24 protein-coding genes are annotated in these 25,050 nt (G+C 72.8%); 10 read left to right on the top strand and 14 right to left on the bottom strand.

Going from position 1 to position 25,050, the window contains the following annotated elements:
- Nucleotides 1-197 (top strand): hypothetical protein (locus K7854_RS26380; protein ID WP_226029027.1); only part of this gene is annotated, 197 nt, incomplete at its 5' end.
- A gap of 149 nt (nucleotides 198-346) precedes the next feature.
- Nucleotides 347-1,069 carry a thioesterase II family protein gene (locus K7854_RS26385; RefSeq protein ID WP_226029028.1) on the top strand — a complete coding sequence of 241 codons (723 nt, stop codon included), beginning with the start codon at nucleotides 347-349 and terminating at the stop codon, nucleotides 1,067-1,069.
- 58 nt (nucleotides 1,070-1,127) lie between these two features.
- On the opposite strand, the gene K7854_RS26390 is transcribed toward K7854_RS26385, so the two are convergent.
- Nucleotides 1,128-1,856, bottom strand: a complete 729-nt coding sequence (locus K7854_RS26390; protein ID WP_226029029.1) for a TetR/AcrR family transcriptional regulator — start codon at nucleotides 1,854-1,856, stop codon at nucleotides 1,128-1,130.
- A 133-nt stretch (nucleotides 1,857-1,989) separates the two neighbouring features.
- On the opposite strand from K7854_RS26390, the gene K7854_RS26395 reads away from it, so the two are divergent.
- Entirely contained in the window at nucleotides 1,990-2,181 is a 192-nt protein-coding gene (locus tag K7854_RS26395; protein WP_226029030.1) for a hypothetical protein, read from the top strand.
- A gap of 110 nt (nucleotides 2,182-2,291) precedes the next feature.
- Here K7854_RS26395 and K7854_RS26400 read toward each other — a convergent pair whose 3' ends face one another.
- Both K7854_RS26400 and K7854_RS26405 read right to left on the bottom strand, forming a co-directional pair.
- Nucleotides 2,292-4,226, bottom strand: coding sequence for a BTAD domain-containing putative transcriptional regulator (locus tag K7854_RS26400; protein WP_264087766.1), 1,935 nt, complete (start codon nucleotides 4,224-4,226; stop codon nucleotides 2,292-2,294).
- A gap of 534 nt (nucleotides 4,227-4,760) precedes the next feature.
- The gene (locus K7854_RS26405; RefSeq protein ID WP_226029031.1) at nucleotides 4,761-5,375 is read right to left on the bottom strand and encodes a TetR/AcrR family transcriptional regulator; all 615 of its coding nucleotides are present in this window, start codon (nucleotides 5,373-5,375) and stop codon (nucleotides 4,761-4,763) included.
- Nucleotides 5,376-5,499: 124 nt separating this feature from the next.
- Here K7854_RS26405 and K7854_RS26410 point away from each other — a divergent pair, with 124 nt between their 5' ends.
- Complete coding sequence (locus K7854_RS26410; RefSeq protein ID WP_226029032.1) at nucleotides 5,500-7,194, top strand: MFS transporter; 1,695 nt, start codon at nucleotides 5,500-5,502, stop codon at nucleotides 7,192-7,194.
- A 187-nt stretch (nucleotides 7,195-7,381) separates the two neighbouring features.
- Here the strand turns inward: K7854_RS26410 and K7854_RS26415 are convergent, their stop codons facing one another.
- Entirely contained in the window at nucleotides 7,382-7,903 is a 522-nt protein-coding gene (locus tag K7854_RS26415) for a flavin reductase family protein (protein WP_226029033.1), read from the bottom strand.
- Between the two features lie 206 nt (nucleotides 7,904-8,109).
- Between K7854_RS26415 and K7854_RS26420 the strand changes: the two genes are divergently transcribed.
- The gene (locus K7854_RS26420; RefSeq protein ID WP_226029034.1) at nucleotides 8,110-8,907 is read left to right on the top strand and encodes an SDR family NAD(P)-dependent oxidoreductase; all 798 of its coding nucleotides are present in this window, start codon (nucleotides 8,110-8,112) and stop codon (nucleotides 8,905-8,907) included.
- Between the two features lie 79 nt (nucleotides 8,908-8,986).
- Entirely contained in the window at nucleotides 8,987-9,928 is a 942-nt protein-coding gene (locus K7854_RS26425) for an aromatase/cyclase (RefSeq protein WP_226029035.1), read from the top strand.
- 87 nt (nucleotides 9,929-10,015) lie between these two features.
- Here the strand turns inward: K7854_RS26425 and K7854_RS26430 are convergent, their stop codons facing one another.
- On the bottom strand, nucleotides 10,016-10,966 hold the full coding sequence (locus tag K7854_RS26430; RefSeq protein WP_226029036.1) for an MBL fold metallo-hydrolase: 951 nt from the start codon (nucleotides 10,964-10,966) through the stop codon (nucleotides 10,016-10,018).
- Nucleotides 10,967-11,221: 255 nt separating this feature from the next.
- Between K7854_RS26430 and K7854_RS26435 the strand changes: the two genes are divergently transcribed.
- Both K7854_RS26435 and K7854_RS26440 read left to right on the top strand, forming a co-directional pair.
- Nucleotides 11,222-12,793, top strand: coding sequence for a DHA2 family efflux MFS transporter permease subunit (locus tag K7854_RS26435; RefSeq protein ID WP_226029037.1), 1,572 nt, complete (start codon nucleotides 11,222-11,224; stop codon nucleotides 12,791-12,793).
- Nucleotides 12,794-12,856: 63 nt separating this feature from the next.
- Nucleotides 12,857-13,504, top strand: a complete 648-nt coding sequence (locus K7854_RS26440; protein WP_226029038.1) for a hemerythrin domain-containing protein — start codon at nucleotides 12,857-12,859, stop codon at nucleotides 13,502-13,504.
- 81 nt (nucleotides 13,505-13,585) lie between these two features.
- On the opposite strand, the gene K7854_RS26445 is transcribed toward K7854_RS26440, so the two are convergent.
- Both K7854_RS26445 and K7854_RS26450 read right to left on the bottom strand, forming a co-directional pair.
- Complete coding sequence (locus tag K7854_RS26445) at nucleotides 13,586-14,512, bottom strand: zinc-binding dehydrogenase (RefSeq protein WP_226029039.1); 927 nt, start codon at nucleotides 14,510-14,512, stop codon at nucleotides 13,586-13,588.
- A 79-nt stretch (nucleotides 14,513-14,591) separates the two neighbouring features.
- Nucleotides 14,592-15,320, bottom strand: coding sequence for an SDR family NAD(P)-dependent oxidoreductase (locus tag K7854_RS26450; RefSeq protein WP_226029040.1), 729 nt, complete (start codon nucleotides 15,318-15,320; stop codon nucleotides 14,592-14,594).
- A gap of 239 nt (nucleotides 15,321-15,559) precedes the next feature.
- Between K7854_RS26450 and K7854_RS26455 the strand changes: the two genes are divergently transcribed.
- Complete coding sequence (locus K7854_RS26455) at nucleotides 15,560-16,660, top strand: phosphotransferase family protein (protein ID WP_226029041.1); 1,101 nt, start codon at nucleotides 15,560-15,562, stop codon at nucleotides 16,658-16,660.
- A gap of 64 nt (nucleotides 16,661-16,724) precedes the next feature.
- Here the strand turns inward: K7854_RS26455 and K7854_RS26460 are convergent, their stop codons facing one another.
- The 4 genes from K7854_RS26460 to K7854_RS26475 all read right to left on the bottom strand — a co-directional run bounded on the left by K7854_RS26460 (nucleotide 16,725) and on the right by K7854_RS26475 (nucleotide 20,740).
- Nucleotides 16,725-17,000 carry an acyl carrier protein gene (locus K7854_RS26460; protein WP_226029042.1) on the bottom strand — a complete coding sequence of 92 codons (276 nt, stop codon included), beginning with the start codon at nucleotides 16,998-17,000 and terminating at the stop codon, nucleotides 16,725-16,727.
- A 74-nt stretch (nucleotides 17,001-17,074) separates the two neighbouring features.
- Nucleotides 17,075-18,310, bottom strand: coding sequence for a ketosynthase chain-length factor (locus tag K7854_RS26465; RefSeq protein ID WP_226029043.1), 1,236 nt, complete (start codon nucleotides 18,308-18,310; stop codon nucleotides 17,075-17,077).
- On the bottom strand, nucleotides 18,307-19,575 hold the full coding sequence (locus K7854_RS26470) for a beta-ketoacyl-[acyl-carrier-protein] synthase family protein (protein WP_226029044.1): 1,269 nt from the start codon (nucleotides 19,573-19,575) through the stop codon (nucleotides 18,307-18,309). Before K7854_RS26470 ends, K7854_RS26465 begins: the two co-directional genes overlap by 4 nt.
- Nucleotides 19,576-19,684: 109 nt before the next feature.
- The gene (locus K7854_RS26475; protein WP_226029045.1) at nucleotides 19,685-20,740 is read right to left on the bottom strand and encodes an acyltransferase domain-containing protein; all 1,056 of its coding nucleotides are present in this window, start codon (nucleotides 20,738-20,740) and stop codon (nucleotides 19,685-19,687) included.
- Nucleotides 20,741-21,053: 313 nt separating this feature from the next.
- Between K7854_RS26475 and K7854_RS26480 the strand changes: the two genes are divergently transcribed.
- Nucleotides 21,054-22,529, top strand: a complete 1,476-nt coding sequence (locus K7854_RS26480; protein ID WP_226029046.1) for a GMC oxidoreductase — start codon at nucleotides 21,054-21,056, stop codon at nucleotides 22,527-22,529.
- Nucleotides 22,530-22,637: 108 nt separating this feature from the next.
- Here the strand turns inward: K7854_RS26480 and K7854_RS26485 are convergent, their stop codons facing one another.
- From K7854_RS26485 to K7854_RS26495, 3 genes are all read right to left on the bottom strand, one after another.
- Nucleotides 22,638-23,711: an LLM class flavin-dependent oxidoreductase gene (locus tag K7854_RS26485; RefSeq protein ID WP_226029047.1), complete on the bottom strand. Its 1,074-nt coding sequence runs from the start codon at nucleotides 23,709-23,711 to the stop codon at nucleotides 22,638-22,640.
- A gap of 34 nt (nucleotides 23,712-23,745) precedes the next feature.
- On the bottom strand, nucleotides 23,746-24,513 hold the full coding sequence (locus tag K7854_RS26490) for an SDR family NAD(P)-dependent oxidoreductase (protein WP_226029048.1): 768 nt from the start codon (nucleotides 24,511-24,513) through the stop codon (nucleotides 23,746-23,748).
- Nucleotides 24,514-24,583: 70 nt separating this feature from the next.
- Nucleotides 24,584-25,045, bottom strand: a complete 462-nt coding sequence (locus K7854_RS26495) for a nuclear transport factor 2 family protein (protein ID WP_226029049.1) — start codon at nucleotides 25,043-25,045, stop codon at nucleotides 24,584-24,586.
- Between the last annotated feature and the right edge of the window lie 5 nt (nucleotides 25,046-25,050).

The raw sequence follows: 25,050 nt of genomic DNA on the forward strand, positions 1-25,050 counted from the left end.
TCACCACACTGGGAGGGCTGGAGGAGCGCATCCGGGACGTCGGTGACGACGACGTGCTGCGACGGCAGGTCACCGAACAGCTCCAGCGGCTCCTGGAGCTGACCGGCGCCGGTCCGAACGAGGACCCGGACGCCACCGACGACCTCGACTCCGCCAGCGACGAGGAACTCTTCGCGCTGATCGACGGAGCCGAGTAGCCGGTACGGCGGCAGTCGGCCGGCCCGCACGGACGGGCCGGCCGACTGCCGCTTGCACACCCGCGGAGCGCGGGAGCCGCGCGGGACGACGGAACACCACAACGGGAAGAGGGCACGGACCGATGGGCACTGGCCACTGGATACGACGGATGGGGGCGAAGGGCCCGGGGGACGTCCGGCTGGTGTGCTTCCCGCACGCGGGCGGCGCCGTCACCTTCTTCGCGGGACTGGCGCGGGCGCTGGCCCCGGACATCGAGGTGCTGGGGGTGCAGTATCCGGGCCGCCAGGACCGTCACCGCGAGCAGCCGGTCGAGGACATCGGCCGGATGGCCGCGGCCGTCGGCGAGGAGCTGGGCGCGCTGCTGTCGGACGGGCGTCCCAGCGCGTTCCTCGGTCACAGCATGGGCGCGCTCGTGGCCTTCGAAGCGGCAGTGGCGCTGCGCGGGGGACGGTCGTCGAAGGACCTCACGCACCTGTTCGCCTCCGGTCGTGCCGCTCCGTCCGCGGGACCGCGCCCCGGCGACCTGCTCCGCGGGGACGACGAACTGCTGACCGAGCTGCGCCGGCTGGGGGGCGTCGGCGAGGAAATCCTGAACGACCCCGAGATGCTCTCGCTGATCATGCCGGTGGTACGGGCCGACTACCGGGCCCTGGCGAGTTACCGCATGACCCCCGGCGCCTCGCTGGACTGCCCGGTCACGGTGCTGACCGGAGAGGCGGACCCGATCGTCTCACCCCGGGAGGCGGCACAGTGGCGGGGCCTCACCTCGGCCGACACCCGGCTGCACGTCTTCCCGGGCGGCCACTTCTATCTCCAGGACCAGGTGCCGCAGGTCGCGGCAGTGGTGCGGGAGGCGCTGCTGTCTCGCTGACCCGTCGCTGCCTGTCGCCGACGGGGCGAGGGGAGTGCCTGGGCTGCGGGGCCGAGTGTCACTCCGCCGGGGGCTCGTACGTCAGATTGTGCATGGTGCACAGCTCGTAGAGGTCTTCCTCGAATACCGGTTCGAGGTCGGTGTAGGCGAAGTCGAGCTGGTGGAGGATCTCCATGCACAGCAGGCCGTAGAGCTTGATCCAGCTCGACAGGAACAGGTGCAGGGCCTCGGGCGGCAGGCTGCTGTTCGTCCGGGCGGAGTAGTCGGTCATCTGCTGCTGGATGGACGGTGACAGGTCCGTGAAGGCCGGCACCGGATAAGGGGCCTGCTGCCACACCGCCGCGAGCTGGTCGAGGAAGACGCTCTCGAACTGCTGCCCCGCCCGCTGCCGGGGCGACTCCTCGTCCGCCTTGGCCGCAGACATCACGGGGCTGGCGAACATCCAGCTGAACTCGCTGGGGTGGTCGAGGGCCCATGCGCGCATCGCCCGGCAGGTCAGCAGCAGTCTCCGGCCGGGATGCTCGGGCGGACAGGTGTCGCGCGCCGCCAGCATCGTCGAGGTCAGTTCCTGGTAGAAGTCGGTGATGATCGCTTCGACCAGGGCGTCATGACTGACGTAGTAGCGGTACACGGCCGGGCCGCTCATGCCCATCTCCCGTGCCACGGCATTGATGGTCACTCCGGTCGGGCCGTGCTTGCGCAGCAACTGGCGCGCGGTGGAGCGGATTTCAAGAAGTGTGGCCTGCCGGCGCCGTTTCACCCAGGAGCTTGACGTTTGCTGGGCCATTGCTTCTTCCTCGCAGTCGTAGCCGTTGACACGATAGCTGGGCTATGATTTGTTATAGCCCGTAAGTTAAGTCAGTGGTAAGAATATTACTGAGTAGAACTTGTACTGTCCATAGTCGAGACCCGGGGTGACGATGCTGAAGAGCTTTGAGGACTGGCGGTTCGCGGCGGCGGCTCTCGTGCTCGTCGCGGGCGGTGTCTGGGGCGTCTCCCGCGCGCTCTCCGTGCGGGACGCGCAGATCGCCCGGCTCATCGACGTGCTGGACGCGGCGGTGAGCGGTGACGGCGTGAGCCAGAAGGTCCTGAGCGAGGCGCGGCAGCGCTGATCCGGGTCTTCTCGCGGTGTGACCCCGAAAGCCGGCGCGCAGCCGTCCCACCCCCGTACGGCTGCGCGCCCCACCCGCCGTTCCACCCCTGCTCATCCGGGCCGACGCGGTCAGTCCACCGGGCCCGGAGCGTCGGGCGTGCCCGGGCGGGCGTCGCGCAGGATGTTCCCTCGGTACAGGGCCGGAGGGTCCAGGGAAAGGGCCGTGACGAGCGATGTGCCGCGGCCCCAGTCCGGCCGCCTGCGGAAGAGTTCCGGTCGGGCCGTCGTGACGAAGAAGACCGGGCCGCTGGCCGCGCCTGCGCACACGTTGCCCACGTAGTCCAGCAGTGACTCGTCGGTCAGGTGCAGGTCGTCGATGGCTATCACGAGCGGACGCGGCTCCGCCGGGCCGCCGGACGACACCCCCGGGTCGAGCAGGTCCGCCAGCCGGGCCATGGGGGCCTCGGTCCCGTGCGGGACGAACGGGGGCTCCGGCCGGTCCCGGAGCGACCGGGCGATGCCCCATCCCTGTCCCGGTGGCTGGTGGGGCGGGGAGTAGGAGAGGAAGCGGGGCGGGATCGCCTGGTTGAGGAGACGCCGCTCGAACTCCTCGAGCAGTCGGCTCTTCCCGGTGTCCGGGCCGCCGAAGAGGGTGACGACATGGGGCGTGCCGTGATGGCGCACCCGGTGCCACAGCGCTTCCAGGACGTCCAGCTCGACCTCCCGGTCGGCGAGCCCGAGCTGGGCCCCCGGGAAGCGGGTGCGTTCCTCGGTGGCCCGCCACGCGTGCGTGTCGTCGCCCGCGCGGTCGTAGTGGACGGCGGAAGCGGTCATCCGGTGCGTCGTCCCGCAGGCGAGTATCTCGCCGGCCCCGGCGTGCTGCAGCAGGAACTGGCTCTCGTCGAGCGGGTCGCCGTCGACGGTCCATCCGGTCTCGGTGCACCCGCTCCCGTCGTACCGCAGGCGGGCCTCGCCGCTGGCCACCGCGGCGTGCAGGGCCGGCCCGCCCCGCATGCGGGCGGGCCGGGGGAACGGGGCGGACGAATCGTCGGCGTGGAGCTCGTCCCGGATCGCCATGGCGGCACGCACGGCGGACCACGCGTGGTTGCCGCCCGAGTCACGGGCGTCGAAGACCGCGAGGTGGGTGGCGCCGAGCGAGCCGATGACCACCCCGTCGAACGCGGTGACGAGGCTGCGGACGCGGTCGGCCGTGCCGTCGCGCAGGTCGTCCGTCCCGTCCGGCGCCGAATCGGCCGGCGCCGGCCCGAAGTCCAGCCTGAGGAGCAGCACGCTCACGACGCGGCGCTCCCCGGCCGGCGGCAGCGACGAGGGAGTCGGGTGAGCCGGGAGGGCCGGGGGAGACGGCTGTGGCGGGGAGACGAGCCCGGCGGACGCCGGTACGCCGGTCGGCTGCTCCACCGGGACGAGGAGGTCGGCCTCCGGTCCGCCCGGCTCGCCCGGCTCGCCCGGCTCGCCCGGCTCGCCCGGCTCGGCCGCCTCGGCCGGGTGCCGGTCCGTGGGCGCGGTTCCGTGCGCGCGGACGCCTTCGCCGCCCTCGGCGGACGCTGCCGGACCGGCCGGGTACAGCCCGCTGTCGTGGTTCAGTATGGCCTGCTGGAGGGACTGCAGTTCGCGCCCCGGCTCCAGGCCCAGGTTGTCGATCAGCGAGGCCCGCAGCCGGCTGTACACGTCCAGGGCGTCCGCCTGGCGGCCGCAGCGGTAGAGCGCCAGCATGAGTTGGCCGCACATGCGCTCGCGCAGCGGCTCGGACTCGACCACCGACTCCAGTGCGGCGAGCACCGACTGGTGCCGTCCGCAGAGCAGTTCGGCCTCGGCGTAGTCCTCGAGCGCGTCGAGCCGCGTGTTCTCCGCGGCGGCGAGCTGGGGCCAGCGGAACCCCGCTTCCGCGAGGTCGGTGAGGGCCTGGCCCCGCCACAGGTCCAACGCCTCCCGGAGGGTCCGCGACGCCTGGTCCGGCGATCCCGACCGCAGGGCCAGCCGCCCCTCGTCGACCAGCCGGTGGAACACATGGAGGTCGACCTGGCCGGGATCGAGCCGGATCATGTATCCGGGCGCCTTCGTCACCAGGGTTTCGGAAAGGTGCCCGGTCTGATGGGCCGCGAATGCGCGGCGCAGCCCCCAGATGGAATTCTGCAGGATTTTACGCGCCGTCGTCGGGGCGTCGCCTTCCGTCCACAATGCATTGAGGAGTTCGGAGGTGGTCACCACGCGATTCGCGTTGAGCAGCAAGTAGGCCAGTGTGGCTCTTTGCTTGGTTCCGCCCAGCGGTATGGGCCGTCCGTCCGCGACGACTTCGAGAGGGCCAAGCATACGAAACCACATCAGGACTCCCCGCTTGCCTGAGATCGGCTCAGTGGTGTGGTGAACGACGCGCACGGCAGCGCAAAGTTGGTGAGGGGGAAATCAATCCTAAAGGTTTCCCGGGCCGCAAGGGGCGCCCGCAGACCGTGCGATGAGCGGACAGTGGGCGCACGGTGTGCCCTCGGTCCCGATATTCTCCGGGGCGCCGGGAGAATGGGCCGGGGCGAATGCGGGAGGTGTGCCGCGGGGCCCGGCGGCGCCCCGCGGCCCGGTGTTTCACTCGTCGAGGATCCTGGCCACCAATTCGGCGGCGCGGGCGTGCGGCATGCCCGCCGCGCAGAGCAGGGTGACCGTCGTGGCGCGGCCCGCCTCCTCGGGGCGCACATGCCCGTTGTTGGTGGCCTCCATCACCGAGAACAGCACTCCTTCCAGCACGTAGCGCAGCCCCTCCGCCGGCAGCGGGGAGGAGAACGTCCCCTCCTCCAGGGCGCGTTGGATGAGCTGGGTGCCGGCCCCGTGGACGGCGCCGAGGCGGTCGCGGATGCCTTCCATGGTGAGGCTCTGCTGGGCGAGGGAGAGGAGCAGGCGGTAGCGGTCGACCACCTCCCAGACCGCGAGGAGGGAGCGGGCCAGCGCCTCGGCCGGATCGGTCACCCCCTCGCGGCCCGCGGTGTGGGCCTGCTCCACCGCCTCGATGGCCCCGCCGATGATCGCGGCGATCAGTGCGTCGCGGCTGGGGAAGTGCCCGTAGACCGTGCGCCGTGACAAGCCCGCCGCGAGGGCGATCTGGTTGATGGACGCGTCCGGGCTGCGGAGCAGTTCGGCGAGCGCGACGTCGAGGATGTGTCGGCGGTTGGCCTCGGCTCTGAGGCTCGACGCGTGTGGATGCATGCCTTCTAGTTTTACAGGTGTGTGCAAGTGCGGCTACATTCACACATGTGCGCAACTTGGCGTTGTGCTGCTCTGCGCTTGCCGACCGGCAGCCGCAGGCCGAACAGAGAACGGAGGGGGACCCATGCCGTTAATCGTCAACGAGCCGGTCGACCGCATGAGCGGGCCGTACGCCCGACGCTGGTGGGCGCTGCTGGTGCTCTGCCTGAGTCTGATGATCTCGGTCATGGCGAACACCGCCCTGACGGTCGCGGCACCGGACATGACCCGCGATCTCGATCTGTCCAGCTCCGACCTGCAGTGGGTCATCGACGCGTACACCGTCCCGTACGCCGCGCTGATGCTGCTGCTCGGCGCCATCGGGGACAAGTACGGCCGCCGTGGGTCGCTGGCGCTCGGGCTGCTGATCATGGCCGCGGGCGGGGTGGCCGGCGCCTTCGCGGACACGTCCTTCCAAGTCATCGTCGTCCGCGCGGTCATGGGATTCGGCGCCGCCATGATCATGCCCGCCACGCTCTCGCTGCTCGCGGCGACGTTCCCGCGCGAGGAGCGGGCCAAGGCCATCACCATCTGGGCGGCCACCTCCGGGCTCTCCATCGCCGCCGGCCCGCTGATCGCCGGTGTGCTCCTCAAGAGCAACGGCTGGGAGTCCACCTTCCTGATCAACGTCCCGGTGTGCGCCGTGGCGATCCTGGCGGCCTACGTCCTGGTGCCGCCGTCCAAGGCCGGCGACCGCGGCCGGATCGACTACGGCGGCGGCACCCTCTCGGTGGTCTGGTCCGGCGCCCTGATCTACATGATCATCGACGGCCCGCACTTCGGCTGGGGCGCCTCGGCGTTCACCGCCGCGGGCATCGCCGCGCTCGGCCTGCTGCTGTTCATCTGGTGGGAGTTGCGCCACCCGCGCCCGATCCTCGACGTGCGCAAGTTCGCCCAGCGCGCCTTCGCCGGGGCCAACCTGGCCATCGCGGCGTTCTTCCTCGCCGTGTTCGGCGTCTTCTACTTCCTCACGCTGCACTTCCAGTTCGTCCTCGACTACGACCCGCTGGAGACCGGCATCCGCATGCTGCCGCTGGCGCTCGGGGTGTTCCTGGGCGCCGCGACGACCGGTGTGCTGACGCCGCGCCTGGGCGCCCGGGTCATGGTGACGGTGGGCATGGCGGGCGGTACGACGGCCCTGGCCCTGCTCATCGGCGTGGACTCGGGCTCCGCCTACGGGGACTTCGTGGCGCCGCTCGCCCTGCTCGGCGTCTCCCTGGGCCTGGCCGTGTCCCCGTGCACGGACACGATCATGGGTGCCTTCCCCGAGTCGGAACTCGGAGTGGGCGGGGCCGTCAACGACACCTCGCTCGAACTCGGCGGATCGCTCGGCATCGCGGTACTCGGTTCGGCGCTCGCCTCCTCGTACGCCGCGAACCTCACCGACGCGACCGAGGGCAGCAAGGTGCCGCCGGAGGCGCTGGAGGCCGCGAAGGACTCGGTCGCCGCGGGCAACGCCGTGGCCCAGTCCTTCGACGAGAAGGCACGGCAACTGGCCGAGCAGGCCGTACAGGCGGGGTCGCCCGAGGAGGCCGCCCGGCTCAAGCAGCAGGCGGCGGAGCTGGCGCAGGGCTCGGACCGGATGGCCGACGCGGTCGGCTCCGCCTTCTCCGACGCCGTCTCCGGTACCAGCCTGCTCGGCGCGGTCGTCCTCGGCTCTGCGGCCCTGGTGGTCGCCGTACTCATGCCCCGCAGGTCCGCCGAGCCGCAGGCGCCCGTCGAGGTGGACGCACAGCCCGAGACGCCGCCGGCTCCGGTGCCCACGAAGGCCGGCCGGTAAGCCGACCGGGCGGCCGGTGCGGGCGTTGAGTCCGGGCCGGTGAGCACCACGACCGGCACGCGGCGCGAAATCGCATCCCGCCCGCGACGACGGCCCGGAGCGAGAACGCTTCCGGGCCGTCGTCGCGGGCGAGGGCCGTTTCACGGGGGGAGCGGCCGGCCGCCGTGGCCGGCGCCGGGCCCGCGGCTCAGGGGATCGCGTGCAGGGCGCCGCGGTGGAAGACGATCGACGTGGTCGCCGCCGTCGCCGCGGTGCCCAGACCGGCCACCCGCGCCAGTGCGAAGTGGTGGTCCCCCAGCTTGCGTATCTCCTCCACCCGGCAGTCCAGCCAGGCGGCGATGCCGGGCAGCAGGGGATTGCCCAGCGGAGAGGTCCGCAGCGCCAGCCCGGCGAACTTGTCCCCGCCGCTGGTCGCGAACCGGGCGCACAGCTCCTGCTGGTCGCCCGACAGGACATTGACGGTGAAGGTGGCCGCGTGCGTCATCTGCGGCCAGCTCGACGACTTCTCGTCGACGAAGATGCCGACCAGCGGCGGTTCCAGGGACACCGACACGAACGACCCCACGGTCAGACCCGCAGGCCCGTCCCCTGTTGTCGCCGTGACCACGGTGACCGCGGTCGGAACCTCGCGCAGCACACTGCGGAGCGTTCCCGAACTGACAGGCACCTCCGCGTCGGCGTGGTCGCGGGCGGGCGAAGTCGTGCCCATGCTGTCCTCCCGGTCGATTCGTCCTGCGCCAGATCCTGGCACCCGGACCTGGAGAGCCGGTCATCGTCAAATGGTGCGGGGCGGCGCGGTGACGGCGGCGGCCGCGCCGGGTGCCGTGCGCACTCCCGGGTCTTCAGTCATCCTCCAGGGCCGCCCGCCAGGCTCGGCCGGGTACAGCCAGTGTCGGCAGGTCAGGAGGGAGCGTCATGACGGCGGAGCCGCAGAACGGGCAGTCTCGGGTCGCGTTGGTCACGGGGGCCACGCGGGGCATCGGCCGGGCGGTGGCCGAGACCCTGGGCAGGGACGGCATCAAGGTCTTCATCACCGCACGCAGTGCCGAGGACGTGGCGGCGACGGTCAAGGAGCTGACGGAGGCGGGCCTCACGATCGACGGCCTCGCCGCCGACGTACGGTCCGCGGACGACGTCACGCGAGCGGTCGCGACGGCCGTCGACCGCTTCGGGCCCATCGACATCCTGGTCAACAACGCGGGCCGCAGCGGCGGCGGGGTGACCGCCCAGATCTCCGACGAGCTGTGGAACGACGTCGTCGAGACCAACCTCAACAGCGTCTTCCGCGTCACCCGCGAGGTGCTCAACGCGGGCGGCATGAGCGCGAAGTCCGTCGGGCGGATCATCAACATCGCCTCGACGGGCGGCAAGCAGGGCGTGATGCTGGGAGCGCCGTACAGCGCCTCCAAGCACGCGGTCGTCGGCTTCACCAAGTCGCTCGGGCTGGAACTGGCGAAGACCGGCATCACCGTCAACGCCGTCTGCCCCGGCTATGTGGAGACGCCCATGGCCAAGAAGGTGCGTGAGGGATACGCGGGCCACTGGGAGATCGCCGAGGAAGAGGTGCTCAAGCGGTTCGAGGCCAAGATCCCGCTGGGCCGCTACACCGCCCCCCAGGAGGTGGCCGCCCTGGTCGCCCACCTGGTCGCCCCCGCCGCCGCCGCCATCACCGCCCAGGCCATCAACGTCTGCGGCGGCCTCGGCAGCTACTGATGCGCGTACGGACGGTCCGTGTGGCCGTACCGACCACCGCATCCCCGTCCAGACCGACCGAAGGAGAGCCGGACCCACCATGGCAGTGACGCATCACGCCCGGCACACGATCACCGTCGAGGCCCCCGCGCGGACGGTGTACGGAATCATCGCGGACGCCGCCGACTGGCCGCGCGTCTTCCCGCCGTCGGTGCACGTCGAGCAGACGCCGCTCGGCGACGGCGAGGAGACGCTGCGGATCTGGGCCACGGCCAACGACGAGGTGAAGCACTGGCAGTCCCGGCGCCGGCTCGACCCGGAGGCGCTCACGGTCGGCTTCCGGCAGGAGAGGACTACGGCACCGGCGACGTCGATGGGGGGACAGTGGCAGATACGGCCGCTGTCCCGGAGCAGCTGCGAGGTCGTCCTCCACCACGACTTCACGGCGCAGGACGACGCCCCCGAGCACGTGGAGTGGATCAACCGGGCGCTGGACCGCAACAGCGAGGCCGAGCTGAGCCGGATGAAGGCCACCGCGGAATCCGCCGGGGAACTGGGGGAGCTGCTGTGCACCTTCGAGGACCGGGTGCGCATCGAGGCGCCCGGCGCCGACGTGCACGCCTTCCTGTGGCGCGGCGAGCAGTGGCAGGACCGGCTTCCGCACGTGTCCCGGGTGAAGCTGACGGAGCCGGACGAGGACATCCAGATCCTCGAGATGGACACCGTCGCCAGGGACGGCTCGCAGCACACCACCGAGTCGGTGCGGGTGAGCCGCGGAACCTCCGGGATCTTCTACAAGCAGCTCCGGTTGCCCCCGCTGCTCACCGCGCACGTCGGGGCGTGGCTGCTGGAGGAGTCGGAGGGGGTGACGACGGCCGTGGCCCGGCACACCGTGGTCATCGACCCCGCCAAGGTCACCCTGCTGGGCCCGGACACCACCGTGGCCGACGCCCGGGCCTTCGTCCGGGACGCGCTGGGCACCAACAGCCGTGCGACGCTGGGGCACGCCAAGGAGTTCACCGAGCGGAGCACCGTCCGCTGACGCGGGTGCCCCCGTCCGGCCGGGCGGGCCGGGCAGCGCGGTCCTCCGCCGCGGCCCGGCCCGCCGCCGGGCCGGCTCCTGGGCCTGCTAGGCGTAGCAGGCGACGGGGCGGCCGCCGTTGAACTGCGCCATCTCCGCGAAGACCGGGGCCGAACGGATCTCGGTGTCCCGGGGCAGCGACGACTCCTCGGCGTAGGCGCGGTGCAGATTGGCCACCAGGCGCTCGGGGTCCCGCAGTGCGGAGTACGGGCCGAGGTCCGTGTCCAGGGCGGCCCGCAGCGGGGACACCCCGGCGGCCAGGCCCGCCCGTGCGATGTCGCGCACCCACAGCAGGTAGTCCCGGGTGGCGTCGAGCACCTCCGGGCCCGCGACCGGACCGTGGCCCCCCACGACGACGGCGGGATCCAGGGCGCGCAGCCGCGTGATCGCCTCCAGGGTGCCGCTCAGCGAGCCCATCAGGACGAAGGGGGTGCACCCGGGCAGCAGGACGTCCCCGGCGAACAGGACGCGCTGTTCGGGGAGCCAGACCACGATGTCGCTGGTGGTGTGCGCCGGGCCGACGTGGATCAACTCCGCCGTCAGGTCGCCGACATGGAGCGTGGCGCGGTCGCGGAACGTCAGGGTCGGCAGCGCGAGGCGGATGTCGCCCCACTGCGTGGCCGGCCAGACCTCCCGCATCGCCAGCCCGCGCCGGGCCATCTCGTTCCGGGTCACCTCGTGGGACACCACGGTGGCGTGCGGGGCGACCACCGAGTTGCCGAAGTGGTGGTCCCCGTGGTGGTGGGTGGTGATCACCGTGTCCACCTCCATGGGCGTGCGGGAGGCGATGGCCGCGCGCAGGGCGCGGGCCCGCCGTTCGGTGGCGGCGGTGTCCACCACGGCCACCGCGCCGTCGGAGATCAGCACGCCGGCGTTGTTCAGGCACCAGCCCCCGTCCGGCTGGATGTAGGCGTGGACGCCCGGTGCGAGGTCCTCCAGGCGGGGAGCGGCCGAGGGGGGCGGGGCAGCGGGGCGGGGCGTGGCCGACGGCTGGGTCATCGGGGAGTTCCTTCCCGGGTGGTCGGTTGCGCGTGCGGTCCTCACGATCTGCCGTCGCGCTGGAGGGGGACAGGTGGGCCGCTGGCCGCGGGCAGGAGGCCCGGCGGAGCCGTGGTTCCCGCCGTGTGGAACAACTTGCACCGGACATTGCCGCGGGACATACTGTTCCGTAGTTGTGGGGCAAGTTGTTCCGTATCTGGACGACGGGCCGTCCACGCATCCCCCCTTCCCATTGCTCACCGGCAGGAGATTCTGGTGTCCGAACGACCCCTGGGGCAGGCTCACGCGTCCCCGCCCGCTTCCCCGCAGGCCGGCGCCGCAGCGGGATCCGGTTCCCGCAAGGGGCTGGCGCTGACCGCCATCGCGGTCGCCCAGCTCATGGTCGTCCTCGACGTGTCGATCGTGAACGTGGCGCTGCCGTCCATCCAGGGAGCCCTCGACTTCTCCGCGACCAACCTGGAATGGGTGGTCAACGCCTACGCGCTCGCCTTCGGCGGACTGCTGCTGCTCGGCGGGCGGATCGCGGACATGTACGGTCAGCGCCGCACCCTGCTCTTCGGCATCGGACTGCTCACGGCGGCCTCGCTGCTCGGCGGCATGGCGACCAACCAGGGCTGGCTGATCGCCGCCCGGGCCGTGCAGGGTGTGGCCGGAGCGCTGGTCGCCCCGGCCGCGCTGGCGCTGATCGCCAGTACGTTCTCCGAGGGCGGCGAACGCAACCGGGCCATGGGCATCTACGCGGCCATGGGCGGCGCGGGCGGCGCGCTCGGCAACGTCCTCGGCGGCGTCTTCACCGACGCCCTGAGCTGGCGCTGGGTGCTGTTCGTCAACGTCCCCATCGGCGTTCTGCTGCTGCTGGCCGCGGTCAAGGCGTTCCCCGCCGAGCGGGTCACCAGCGAGGGGCGGCGCCTCGACCTGCCCGGTGCCGTCACCTCGACCGTCGGCATGTCACTGCTGGTGTACGGGCTGATCCACGCGGCCACCGACGACTGGGGCAGCGCGGGCACGGTGCTGCCGCTGGCCGTCGGCGCCGCACTGCTCGCCCTCTTCGTCGTCATCGAGTTCCGCAGCGACTCCCCGCTCATGCCGCCGAGCATCTTCCGCAACCGCAACCGCACCGGCGCGTACGCCATCATGCTGGCACTCGGCGCCGGCATGATCGTGCTCTTCTACTTCCTCACCCTCTTCATGCAGATCGTGCTCGGCTTCAGCCCGCTCAAGACCGGCTTCGCCTTCCTGCCGTTCGCCGTGGGCGCGGCCGTCTTCGCGACGATCAGCAGCCAGGTGGTGGGGCGCGTGGGCCCGCGGATCCTGCTCGGCACCGGGACGCTGCTGGCGGCCGTGGCCTTCTTCTGGTTCTCGCGGCTCAGCGAGAACGGCGCCTACAGCAGCGATCTGCTCGGCCCGCTGATCCTCTCCGGATGCAGTGTGGGCCTGTGCTTCGTGCCGCTCACCCTCGCGGCGGTGGCCGGGGTGCGCAAGGCCCAGGCCGGTGTCTCCTCCGCCCTCCTCAACGCCGGCCAGCAGGTCGGCGCCGCACTGGGCCTCGCGGCCCTCGGGACCGTCGCGATCAGCGCCACCAAGGACCGGCTCACCGAGCTGATGGGAGCGGCCGCCGCCGAGTCGGCGGAGGGCTACGGGCCGGCGGACGCGGCACACATGCCGCCCGAGGTCCGCAAGGCGGTCTTCGACTCGCTCGCCCAGGGCTACGGAACGGCGTTCCTGGTGACCGGATTCGTCCTGCTCGGCGCGTTCGTCCTCGCCGTCCTGGTGATCCGGGTCTCCGCCAAGGACGCGGAGAACGCCGAGATGGCCGTCGTGGTCTGAGCCCGGACAGTCACCGGGCCCGGCCCGCCCACCGTACCGACACCCGACCCGCAGGAGACCGCAGTGAACGCTCGAGCGCAGACCGGCAGCGCACCCCCCGTCGACCTGACGATGATGTACGCGATCCACCGCGCCTTCCGGCGGGATCTGCGGCTGCTGGAGGCGGCGCAGCACGAGGACCCCGCCGCCTTCCGGCAGGCGTGGCAGCTCTTCAAGACCTACCTGATGATCCATCACCTCGCCGAGGACCACTCGCTGTGGCCCGTCCTGCGCACCAAACTGGCCGGACGTGACGAGGCGTTGGGCATGCTCCAGGCCATGGAGTCCGAACACGCCCAGCTCGACACGGCGGTGGAGAAGGTCGACGCCGCGCTCGGGCAGGACGGCGGTGAACGGGCGCTGCCGGCACTCATGGCGGACGTCGCCGCCTGCCTGACCGACCACCTCGACCACGAGGAGGCCCAGGCACTGCCGCTGCTGGAGAGCGAGCTGACGACGGCCGAGTGGGGCGCCTTCGTGACGGAACAGCGCAACCAGGTCGGCATCAAGGGCGCCTCGACGTTCTTCCCCTGGCTGCTCGACGGCGCCTCGGAGCACGAACGACGCGCCGTGCTCGACCGGGTCCCGGCGCCGCTGCGCCTGGTGTACCGGACGGTGTGGCGGCCCAGGTACGAGCGCACCTCGCCCTGGAAGGGCAAGGCAGCCTCCTGACCGCAGCCCCCGCACAGACGCCGGTGCCGGACGTGGGAATCCCCCGCCACGTCCGGCACCGGTCTGCCTGCCCCGCCCGGCTCAGAACACCAGCACGGCCTTGCCGTTGACCTGCCGTTCGCCGACGCCGCGCAGCGCGGGCCGGGGGTCGGTCCAGTCGCCGACGAACGCGACCTGCGGGTCCAGTTCGCCCTTGGCGACGAGCCGCAGCAGTACGCCGAGATCGTTCCCGACGGGCCTGCGCGGCATCTCGTCGAACAGGTGGATGTACTGGATCCGGACACCGGGCCTGGCGTGTCCCCAGTCGAAGGGCAGACAGAGGTCGGCCCGGGTGGTGTTGCCGTAGCAGACCACGGTGCCGCCCCGCTCGACCAGCTGGTACGCGCTGCGGAACACCTCGCCGCCGACACTGTCCACCAGGACCTGCACCGGCCGCGTCGCGCCGGGACCCGCGTCGTAGGTGGACGCCTCGGCGGCACCCAGTTCGGCCAGCCCCTTGAGCCGCTCCGCCGAACCGGCCCAGGCGGCCACCTCGGCCCCGGCGGCCCGGGCCAGCTGGACGGCGATCCGGCCGACCCCGCCACTGGCGCCGGTGACCAGGACCCGGCGGCCCAGCAGGGACCCCGCGTGCCGCAGGGCGTACAACGCGGTGAGCCCGGCCACCGGGACAGCGGCCGCGTCGGTCCACTCGACGCCGTCCGGGAGCGCGGCGAGCCGGGTGGTCGACAGGGCGACCCGCTCGCTCCAGCCGTCGCGTTCGGCCACGCCGGCCACCCGGCTGCCGACGGGCGGCCCGCTCCCGTCGGCAGCCGCGCGGACCACGGTGCCGGCCACGTCGAAGCCGAGCCGGGAGCCCGGCGGCAGCATGCCGAGCAGGGACAGGTCGCCGCGGTTCACGGAGACCGCCCTGACCTCGACCACGGCCTGGTCGGGCCGGGGTTCGGGCTCCGGCACCGTGGTCGGCCCTACCTCGGTGCCGCCGTCCGCGGGAGTGGTGAGTGCTCGCACCTGTCAGTCGCCTCCGTTGCTGTCGTCGCGATGGAATTGCGGGAAGTCGCGAGGGAATAGCGGGCAGGAGAAACGCCGGTCACCAGCGCACGCCGCCGTCGACCGGCAGCACCGCGCCGTTCACGTAGCTGCTCTCCGAGGAGGCCAGGAACACGGCGGCGCGGGCGACCTCGGCTCCCGTCCCCGGCCGTCCCGCGGCCAGGGTGTCCCGCAGCCGCGGCCAGAGCGTCTCGTTGGCCATCAGCGCGCGGCCCTGCCCCTCCTCGACGAAGCCGGGCGACAGGCAGTTGACCGTGATCCCCCTGGGCGCCAGCTCCAGCGCGCAGACCTCCGTGAACCGCTCCACGGCCGCCTTGGAGGCGCAGTACGCGGACGCGCCGGGCATGGCGCGCCGCCCGAGCAGTGAGGACATCGTGATGATCCGGCCCGACCCGGCCTCCTGGAGGTACGGCACCGCCGCCCTGACCGTGTGGAACACGCCCGTCAGATTGGTGCCGACCACGGCGTCCCAGTCCTCGTCGGACAGCACCGACACCGGACCGGGCCGGCTCACCCCCGCGTTGGCGACCACGATGTGCGGACCGCCGTACCGCTCGTGGGCCGTACGCATCAGGTCGGCCATCGACTGGGGCACCGTCACATCGGCCTTGACGTGCACGACCCGGCCGCCCTTGTCCGGCGGATCGGGCCGTACGTCCCTGGCCGCGGCGACCACGATGGCCCCCTCGTCGGCCAGTGCCCGCGCGACGGCCCTGCCCAGGCCGCGGGTGCCGCCGGTGACCACGGCGGTTCTGCCCTGCAACTGCATTGCTCCTCCTGAGTTCCGGCCGGGGTGAAGGATCCGCGGCGGATTCCGGAACCTCGATGCTGCTGTGCCCGGATGGCGGGGCGAGGGAGACCGGCTGGAGGCGCGCGGCGCGCCGCAGGGGGCGGCCGCCCCCTCCAGCGCCCCTGGATCCGGGTGCCAGGGGCCGCGGCGATACTCGGGCTCCCGCCCGGACCGGACACCGCGGTCCGGGCCCCTGCCGACCGCTGAAGGAGGAAGCCGTGCCCGTTCCCGTGCAGCGCGACCACGAACGGACCCGCCTGGCGCTGGCCGACTGGCTCACGGCCCGCACACCCCGGGCCGACGAGGTGAGGGTCGGCCCGGTCCGGGTGCCCGGCGCCGCGGGATTCTCGGGGGAGATCCTGCTGTGCGACGCCGAGTGGACCGAGGACGGAACCGAACGCCGCGAACCCCTCGCCGTGCGGGTGGCCCCCACCGGGCACCGCATCCACCCCGACGACCGCTGGACGGAACAGGTCCGGCTGCTGGAGGCCCTCAACCGCACGGACGTCCCCGTGGCGCCCCTGCTGGGGCACGAGCCGGGTTCCTCGGTGCTCGGGGCGCCGTTCCTGGTGATGCGGCGGATCGAGGGCCGGGTGCCCGCCGACTTCCCCTCGTACCACCGGGAGGGCTGGCTGGCCGAGCTGCCCGAACACCGGCGGCGCGCCGTCTGGTGCGGCGGGGTGGAGATGCTCGCCGCGGTCCACCGGCTCGACCCCCGGGCGCTCGGCCTCGGCTTCCTCGACCGGCCGGAGTACGGCAGCGGCCACCTCACCCAGCAACTGACCGAGTACACCCGGCTCATGCCGTACTACGGCGCGGACGGCAACGAGGCCGCGACGACGGCGCTGGCCTGGCTGCGGGAGAACCGGCCCGAGGAACCCGGCCGGCCCCGACTGCTGTGGGGCGACGCCCGGCTCGGCAACATCGTCTACGACGGGGAGACCCCCGCCGCCGTACTGGACTGGGAGATGGCCGCCCTGGGCCGGCCCGAGTCGGACCTGGCCTGGTTCCTGCACCTGGACCGGCACCTGAGCGAGGGCATCGGCGCGGACCGGCTCACCGGGCTCCCCGACCGCGCGGAGACGGTGCGCCACTACGAGCGGCTCACCGGCCACGTCGTACGGGACCTGGAGTACTACGAGGTCTTCGCCGCGTTCCGGTTCTGCGTGCTCACCGCGCGGGTGACCCGGCTGCTGGAGGAGAGCGGCATCATGCCGCCCGGGACCGACTTCCCGCTGCACCGCAACGCCACGCGTCTGCTGGCCCGCGTACTGGAGGAGACGGTCGCCCGGCGCGGCGGCGCGGCGGTGCCCCGCTGACGAGGGAGCACCCGGCAGTCTCCGTGACTGCCGGGTGCCGGGTGCCGGGTGCGGGGTCCCGCGGCTACGCGGCGGCCAGGGTCCGGTTGACCGCCGCCAGGAGTTCCCGCGGGGTCTCGACACCGTCGAGGACGTCGTCGCCCAGCTCGACACCGTAGTCACGGGATATGCGGGCCACGGTCTCCAGCAGTGCGAGGGAGTCGTAGCCGAGGTCGGCGAAGGCGGAGTCGAGGATGTCGCCGTCCAGGTCGACCGACTCGTCCTCGCCCGCGGACGACCGCATGATGCCGGTGAGGTCCTCCACGGTCAGTTCGGTCGCGGTCGCGTTGGCGTCGCTCATGAGTTGTCCTTTCGGCGTGGCTGTGGGCTGGGCAGGATGGCTGGTCAGGGACGGCAGGGGAGGCCGGTCGGTCCTCAGACGTCCCGTCGTACGACGGCGGCGGCGTTGAACCCGCCGCGTCCGCGGGCCACGACCAGCGCGCGGCGCAGGTCCGCCGCGCGCGGCTCCCCGGTGACGAGGTCGATCGGATGACCGGGGCCGGGACGCGCGACGTTCGCGGTGTGCGGAATCGTTCCGTCCCGCAGGGCGAGCAGCGCGGTGGCCAGGTCCAGTGAGGCCCCGCCCGCGAAGAGCCGGCCCGTCATGCTCTTGGGCGCGGTCACCGGGACGCCGCCCGGTCCGAACACCTCGCCGAGCGCGCGGGACTCCGCCCGGTCCAGCTCCGGCACACCGGCGGCGTCCGCGAACACCACGTCCACGTCCTCCGGTGCCGTACGGGCGTCGTCCAGTGCCCGCCGGATCGCGCGCACCAGGCCCGCACCGGCCTGGCCGGACGCCTGCGGGGCGGCGTCGAACGTCGCCGCGTAACCGGCGAGTTCACCGTACTCACGCGCGCCGCGCCGGCGAGCGCTCGCGGCGTCCTCCAGGACCAGGAACGCACCGCCCTCGCCCGGCACCTGCCCGGGGGCGTCCTCGGCGAAGGGCAGGAACGCGCGGTCCGCCCGGCTGCCGGTGCTCATCGCACCGGAGCTGAGGTGCCCGGCGAGGCCGAGCGGGCACAGGGCGCCGTCGACACCGCCGGTGAGCATCGCGGTGGTCCCCTTGCGGATCTGCCTCCGGGCGTTGCCGAGGGCGTCGAGACCGCCCGCCGCGTCGGTCACCACCGTGTTGCTGGAGCCCCGCAGACCGTGCCGGATGGAGATCTGCCCGGTGTTCACGGCGTAGAACCAGGCGAAGGACTGGTAGGCGCTGACGAACCGTCCGCCCTTGCTCCACAGGTTCTGCAGCTCCCGCTGCCCGAACTCGAACCCGCCCATGGACGAGGCCGTGGCCACCCCCATGCCGTACGGGTCGAGCCCGGCCGGGTCGAGCGCGCTGTCGCGCAGCGCCTCGTCGGCCGCGTACAGGGAGAGCCGGGTGCCGTGGTCGGTCTGCGGGACGAGCCGGCTCGGGATGTGCTTCTCGGCCTCGAAGTCCGGCACCTCCCCGGCCAGCCGCAGCGGATACCCGCTCGCGTCGTAGCGGGTGGTCGGGGCGATGCCGCTGCGCCCGGCCAGCGTCGCCGCCCAGTACGCCTCGGTGCCGATCCCGTTGGGCGCGGCCACCCCGACACCGGTGACCACGGTGCGCACCGTGCCGTCGGCCCTCATGCCGCCTCCCGCTCGGGACGGGCCAGCACCACGGCCGTCTGGAAGCCGCCGAAGCCGCTGCCGACGCTCAGTACGTTGTCGACCCGTGCCTCCCTGGCCCGCAGCGGTACGTAGTCGAGGTCGCAGGCCGGGTCGGGTTCGTGGAGGTTGGCGGTCGGCGGGACGAGCCCGTCGCGCATGGCCAGCACGCACGCGACCAGTTCCAGCGCGCCGATCGCGCCCAGCGAGTGCCCGATCATCGACTTCACCGAGCTGACCGGGACGTCGTAGGCGTGCTGCCCCAGTGCCGTCTTGAAGGCGGCGGTCTCGTGCCGGTCGTTCTGCTTGGTGCTCGACCCGTGGGCGTTGACGTAGTCGATCGACTCGGGTGCCAGACGTGCCTCGGCGAGGGCGTGCGAGATGGCGTCGGCCATCTCCGTGCCGTCGGTCCGCAGCCCGGTCATGTGGTAGGCGTTGCAGCGCGTGCCGACCCCGGCGACCTCGGCGTAGATCCGGGCGCCGCGCCGCCGGGCGTGCTCCAGCTCCTCCAGCACCAGCACGGCGGCCCCTTCGCCCAGCACGAGCCCGTTGCGCGTCGCGTCGAACGGGCGCGAGGCGTGCTCCGGATCGTCGTTGCGGGGCGTGGTCGCCTTGATGGCGTCGAAACAGGCCAGCGTGATCGGCGAGATCGGGGCGTCGGTGCCCCCGCTGATCACCACGTCCGCGCTGCCTTCACGGATCAGGTCCGTGGCGTGGCCGATCGCGTCGAGCCCCGAGGTGCAGCCGTCCGAGACCAGCGCCACCGGGCCCTGCGCGCCCACCAGGTGCGCCAGTTCCACCGCGATGGAACTCGGCACGAAGTGGTCGTAGAGGTGCGGTACGGCGTAGCGGTGGTCGACCAGCCAGTCCGCCCCCTCGTTGCTGAGGACGGTGTACTCCCGCTCCATGCTGGTGGTGCAGCCCACGGCGTTGCCGAGGGACACCCCGACGGTGGCGGGGTCCTGTGCGGGCAGGTCCAGGCCGCTGTCGGCGACGGCCTCGCGCGCGGCGGCGACGGCGAACTGGGTGGCCCGGTCCATGCGCCGGACCTCCTGCCGGCCCAGTCCGGCGGCGAAGGGGTCGAAGTCGCATTCGGCGGCGACCCGGGACCGGTAGGGCGCGGGATCGAAGGAGGAGATCGTACGGGTGGCCGTGCGGCCGTTCGAGATCAGCTCCCAGTACTCCTTGGCGCCCGGTTTTCCGGGGGCCACTGCTCCGATCCCGGTAATGACGATGCGACGTTCCATGACATCCTCACTCACAGTCGGCGGGGTCCGGCGACCGGCCCCGGCCTGTCACGCTCGCAGCCCTGCCTGGTGGCGGGATGGTGGACCTCTGGTTGCGTGCTGGGCCCGTTCACGGCCCGCTCGCCGGTGCCGGGACCGGCAGCGGGTCGTGTGCCAGCCACCCGCCGGCCAGCAGCCGTTCCACCGCCGTGCGCAGCACGGTCAGGTCCGAGGCGTCGCCCCGGGCCCGCACCGGCAGCAGCGCCTGGGCGGCCGAGCGGCCGGCGCCGACCGCCGCGTGCCGCTTGGCCAGCGCGGTGAGACCCTGCCCGGGGCCGGCCTCCAGCAGCAGCAGGTCGCCCGTGCCCAGCAACGCGTCGAGGGCCGGGCCGAACAGCACGGGGGCGGCCGGCTGCCCGGCCCAGAACTCCGGGTCCCGCGCCTCGTCGGGGCTCAGCGGCCCGCCCGTGTACGCCGAGTGCAGCGCGAGCCGCGGAGCACGCAGCGGCAGCCGGGACAGCGCGGGCAGCGCCGCCCGCGCGGCCGGACCGAGGGCCGGGCTGTGGAAGGGGCTGAGGGCGCGGGTCCGGCGGCAGGTGAACCCGGCCGCGCGCAGCCTCGCCTCCGACTCGGCGAGGGGCGCCTCGGAACCGGCCAGGATCACCTGGCGCGGTGCGTTGACGGCGCCGACGACCACGTCGGCGTGCAGGAACGGCGCCATGTCGGCGGCCGTCGCGTGCACGGCCAGCATGCCGCCGGCCGGCGCCGACTCGATGTGCGCCACCCGCTCGGCCATCACCCCGGCCGCTTCCTCCAGGGTGAAGACACCGGCCAGGGTGGCCGCCGCGACCTCACCGACGCTGTGGCCGAGCAGGGCCGCGGGCCGCACCCCCCAGTCGAGCACCATCCGGCCCAGCGCCCAGTCGACCGCGAACAGCAGGGGCTGGGCGCGGCGCACCCCGTCCAGGTCCACGTCCGGGGAGCCGGACAGCCAGTCGGCACGCAGCGCGGCGCCCTCGGCACCCCACACGTCCAGCACCTCGTCCATGAGGCGGCGGAACGGCGGGTGGGCGCGGTACAGCCCCACGGCCATGAGGCGTTGCTGGGCCCCCTGCCCGGGGAACAGCAGGGCGACACCGCGGGGCGCCGGTGCCGGTGACGAACTGGTCGGACTGGTCGGACGCACGACTGTCTCCTCGGGGCGACGGAACGGCGGGACAGCCGCACTCTGGCACCGCGCCCTGGAGGATCGGTCTCGACCCGGCAAGGGCCGTCCGGCGGCTCTCCAGCGGGCCCCCATCTGCTTCCCAGCCCCCGTCCCCACACTGGAAGCACGGCCGACGGAACGTGACCCGTCCCCCTCGGCCCAGCGCGCGCCCACCGCACACGGCCGCCGGACCACGGTCACCCACCGTCGTCCGGCGGCCGTTGGGCTTGACGGGTGGGGTGTGACCGATGTGTTCGACAGTCCGGCACGAAAGAGGCAGGGAGGCCCCTCGGTGGAGAGGCAGCAGCACCGCGCCGACGTGGTGATCGTAGGCAGCGGATACGGCGGTTCGATCGCCGCCCTCAGGCTGGCGGAGGCGGGGGTCGACGCCGTTCTGCTGGAACGGGGGCGCCGCTGGCCCGTCGACGACGCGGGCGACACCTTCGCGACGCAGACCGCGCCCGACGGACGCGCCGCATGGCTCAGCGAGACGTCACCGCTCACGGACGCGAAACTCGACGTCTACACCGGCGTCCTGGAGTTCGTCGAGGGCAGCGGCATGAACGTGCTCGCCGGCACCGGAGTGGGCGGGGCGTCCCTGGCGACCAACGGCACGATGTGCGAGCCCTCGGCCGAACTGTTCCGGCGGACCCTGGGCGACGTCCTGGACCACCGGGAGATGAGCGAGCGGTGGTATCCGCAGGCGCGGGAACTCATCGGCTGCGCACCGATCCCGGACGACGTCTACCACTCCGAGTTCTACCGGTCGGCCCGCTCGTTCGCCGACCAGCTCGACAAGGCCGGCATCCCGTGGGACAAGGTCGACCTGGCCGTGGACTGGGACGTGGTCCGCGAGGAGATGGCCGGTACCCGGGTACGGTCCCAGATCGACGGCCTGAACGTCTTCGGCGTCAACAGCGGCGCCCAGCGCAGCCTCGACCGCACGGTGCTGGCCCGCGCCGAGGCCTCGGGCCACATCGACGTGCGGCCGCTCAGCGTGGTCACCGCCGTGCGCCCGGCCGACGCGGACGCGGGCGGCTACCACGTCGACTACGAGTCGATCGACGAGCGGGGCGAGGTGCTGTCCCGGCACCGGATCACCACCACCCGGCTGGTGCTGTCGGCCGGCACCCTGGGCACCAACCGGCTGCTGCTGCGCGCCAGGGAGCGCGGCGAACTGCCCGCCCTGCACGGCGCGCTGGGCACCCGGGTCGGCAACAGCGAGGTCATCACGGCCCGTACCGGCATGGCGGAGAACAACCCCCGCCAGGGCGGCCCCGCGGCGATCCTCGCGCGGGACTGGCAGGACAACCCGCTCGGACCGGTGTCCCTGCTCAACTTCCCCTGGCCGGACGCCCCCGAGGGGGAGGGCTGGACCACCACCATCGGGGCCGTGCCGGCTCCGGCGCTGGGCGCCTTCCGCTACCACCCGGACAAGGACGACGTGGTCCTGCACTGGCCCGCCGAGGACCCGGCCCTGGCCCGCGCCCAGTCGGCCATCACCCACACCCTGGACCGGCTCAACGAGGCGAACCCGGGCACCCGTACCGCGTTCAGCCGGATCGGCACCACCGGCGGCAACGTGGTCGGCGGCGTGCCGCTCGGCACGGTGACCGACGACGCCGGCCGGGTCGAGGGCTACCGGGGCCTGTACGTGGTGGACGGATCGCTGCTGCCCGGCACCGGTGTACCGCCGGCGCTGACCGTGGCCGCCGTCGCGGCCCGCGTGACGTCGCTGCTGGTCCACGACCTCGTCGGCCCCCGCTGACCCGCCGGGGCACGCGGCGGCCGGACGGCTCGCGAGCAGACGAAGGCGGCGCCTCCCGGTGGATCGGGAGGCGCCGCCTTCGTGCGGTCGCCGTCGGCCGCCGCCCGCTCAGCCGGCGGTGGCCGACGGGGTGCGGAAGTGCGGGGCGACCTGCTCGGCGAAGAGCCGCATGGTGCGGGCCGACTCCTCGTGGCTGGGGTTGCCGGAGATCACCTGCAGGCTGACGGTGATGTCCCCGTACCACTCACGGATCGTCCGGAGCCGTTCGGTGACCTCCTGCGGGGTGCCGACCAGCACCTTGTTGTCGGCCAGTGCGCGGTCGAAGTCGGCCCGGGCGATGTTCTCCACCACCTTCTCGTAGCCCGCGTACACCTCGCTGCGCCGCTCTCCCCAGGCGGCCACCGCGTCCCGCATGACCGCGTTGCTGCGCTGGGAGTACTCCTTGCCCTTGGCCCTGGCCTCGGCGGCGTCCTCGCTGAGATAGGCGTTGTAGCTCATGTGGATCTCGCCGTCCCCGGGATGGCCCGCCTCCGCCCACGCCTTGCGGTAGAGGCCGATCATGTCCTGCACGACCTCGCGCTTGTTGATCGAGGGGACCATCATCAGGCCGTGGCCGTCACGGCCGGCCTGCTCGCAGGAGGACGGCGTCTTCGCCGTCGCCACCAGGATGGGCGGGTGCGGGCGCTGGTAGGGGCGCGGCAGCAGGGTGACCGGGCCGAAGGAGTGGAAGGCGCCGTCCCAGACGACGTCCTCCTCGCTCCACAGCTTCCGGCAGGCCCGGATGCCCTCGTCGAAACGGGCCCGGCTCTCGTCCATGTCGATGCCGAAGGCGTCGAACTCGTCGGGCAGGAAGGCGCGTCCGAAGCCGACCTGGAGCCGGCCGCGGGAGATGTTGTCGAGCATGGCCAGCTTGCCGGCCAGTTTCAGCGGATGCGTGAAGGCGGGGATGACGGCACCCGTCACCAGCTTGATGCGGCTGGTGCGGGCCGCGGCGGCGGTGAGGAAGGTGACCGGGTCCGGGCTGTAGCCGCCGTACTTGAAGAAGTAGTGCTCCACCGTCTTGACGTGGTCGAACCCGAGTTCCTCGGCGAGCGCGACCAGGTTCAGGCTCTCCTCGAAGTAGTCCGCCGCGTCCTTGTCGTCCGGTCCCACGGTGGGGAAGAAGTTGATGCCGAATTCCATGCTGGCTCCCTTGTGCTGGCAGTCGTGAGGACGGTCAGAAGACGACGCTCGCGCCGCCGTCCACGGGCAGGACCAGGCCGGTGGCGAAGGACGCCTCGGGACGGGCCAGGGCCACCATCCACCAGGCCACCTCCTCCGGCCGGCCCACCCGCCCGAGCGGCACCCGCTCGCGCTGCCGTGCGCGCAGGCGGGCGATCCCCTCGGGGTCGAGCCCGGCGTGCTCCGCGATGGGTGTCTCGACCGGCCCGGGGGCGATGCCCGTGACCCTGACCCCCTTGGGGGCGAGTTCGAGGGCCCAGGTGCGGGTGAGGAAGTCGAGGGCGGCCTTGGTGGCGCCGTAGACCGAATGGCCGGGCCAGCCGCGCTGGTTGCCGGCCGTGGTGACGTTGATGACCAGGCCCTTGGCGGCCTCCAGCGCGGGCAGCGCCTGCTGGGTGAGGAACAGCGGCGCGAGCAGGTTGGTGGCCACCTGGTCACGGGCGTTGGCCGCGTCGATGCGGCCCAGGGGCGCGGACCTCATCGTCACGGCGTTGTTGACCAGGACGTCGATGCCGCCGAGCGCGTCCTCGGCCGCCGCCACCACGGCACTCGCCGCCCCGGGGTCCGAGAGGTCGGCGCTGAACGGCCGGATGCCCTCGTGGCCGCGGGCCGTCTCGTCGAGTACGCCGGCCCGGCGGCCCACCACCAGGACGCGGGCGCCCTCGGCGGCGAAGGCGTGCGCGGCCGCCCGGCCGATTCCCGTACCACCACCGGTGATCACCACGGCCCGGTCCTGGAGCAGGCCCTGTGCTGGCTGAGTCATGGCTGCACTTCCTCGCTGGAATGCGCGAGGCCGTGCTGGGGGACACGCTCCCGGACGGCCTCGCGAAGGGTCAGTACTCGTAGCGCTCGCCGTCGGCGCCCACCGGTGACCACCACAGGTTGCCCTGGGTGACACCGTCGGCGAACAGGGCGCTGCGGCCCTCGACGATCCGGCCGTCCTCCCAGCGCAGCATGTGCACGCCCTCGACCTGCAGCCGCTCGTAGGGGGAGGTCGCGCCCTCCTTGGCGTGCTCGCGGTAGCCGTCGAGGCGGTAGACGTCGATCGACACCCCGGCCTCCTGGTCGACGAGGACGTTGAGCGTCTCGGAGGAGATCCGGCCCCCGGTGGCGGCCATCAGCTTGCCCATCTTCGCCAGGTAGTCGTCCAGGCCGACGAACCAGCCGGAGTACTGGTGGTTGCCCGGCATCTGGAAGCGGACGTCCGGCGACCAGTACTGGAGGATCTGCTCCCGGTCCCCGGTCACCAGTGACGCGTACGCCGCGGCCACGCGTTCGCGTGTCAGCTCGGTCATGCTCA

The sequence above is a fragment of the Streptomyces hyderabadensis genome (genome assembly GCF_020404845.1).
Classification (GTDB): Bacteria; Actinomycetota; Actinomycetes; order Streptomycetales; family Streptomycetaceae; genus Streptomyces; species Streptomyces hyderabadensis.